The organism is Nocardia sp. 852002-20019_SCH5090214 (assembly GCF_001665865.1).
In the GTDB taxonomy this organism is placed as follows: domain Bacteria; phylum Actinomycetota; class Actinomycetes; order Mycobacteriales; family Mycobacteriaceae; genus Nocardia; species Nocardia nova.
Genome location: NZ_LZMK01000031.1, coordinates 1 through 904 on the forward strand (window position 1 = coordinate 1; position 904 = coordinate 904).

Consider the following 904-nt stretch of genomic DNA (forward strand, 5'->3'; position numbering starts at 1 on the left):
GGGGATCGGTCGCCGCTGAAAGCTTTGCGGCGCCACCTGATCTGCTACGGCATCGACCCCACCGATGTCGCCGCGGTTGAAGCCACCCACGCCCATCCGCAGCGGCGGTGGCTGTATGTGGGTGTGCTGGTCGAGGCCGGTGCCTACCTGCCGGTGAAACTGGTCTCGGCCGGCGCCGGTCTCGGACACGGCCTGAACGCGCTGTCCTGGCGGGAAACTCGTGCCCTTCGCCGCGCCCGCGCGGTCGAGGTCACGACCGCGCAGTGGCAGGACCGGATGGTCGAGGTCATCGACGGCTGGACCGCACACATCCCCGGGGACGCGCGATGAGCCTCACCTCGACGGTCTTCTTCGCCGGATACGGGGGCGATTACCTCGGCTGGCGGGCGGTGCCCGGTCTCACGGGCCGGATCGCGGCCAACCACAACCCGGTCTGTGTGGCGGTGCACGAGCTGAACTTCCCCACGGTGGAACACCTTCCGCCCGGCGACGTCAGGGAGATCGACCTGACGCGGCTGCCCGCGACCGAGATGTTCTGGGCGAGCCCGGCGTGCCCGGAATGGACGGACGCGAAGGGACAGAAACGCTACTTCGACCAGAGCAACCAGTACCGGTTCGACGAGGAACTCGGCATCGTCGAGGATCCGGCGTCCGGGCGCAGCCGCGCGCTGGTCGAGCAGATTCCCCGGTATCTGCGTGCGATGGCCGCGCGCGGCAAGCCGGTGCTGGCCGGGGTGATGGAAAACGTCGTGCAGTGCTGGAAGTGGGACGACCGGCATCGGTGGCTGCGCGAGATCCAGGACCTCGGTTACGAGACCCGGGTCATCGCCCTGAATTCCGCGCACGTGCTGCCGCGCACCTGCCTGCCGGTGCCGCAGTCCCGCGACCGGCTCTACATCGCGTA

1 protein-coding gene and 1 pseudogene are annotated in these 904 nt (G+C 69.0%); both read left to right on the forward strand.

Annotated features, from left to right (window positions below; genetic code table 11):
* The coding region (locus tag A5780_RS40605) for a hypothetical protein (protein WP_197521657.1) at positions 1-330 on the forward strand (330 nt) is incomplete at its 5' end.
* Positions 327-904, forward strand: a pseudogene (locus A5780_RS04100) (DNA cytosine methyltransferase); the annotation flags it as partial. The gene A5780_RS40605 and the pseudogene A5780_RS04100, both read left to right, overlap by 4 nt.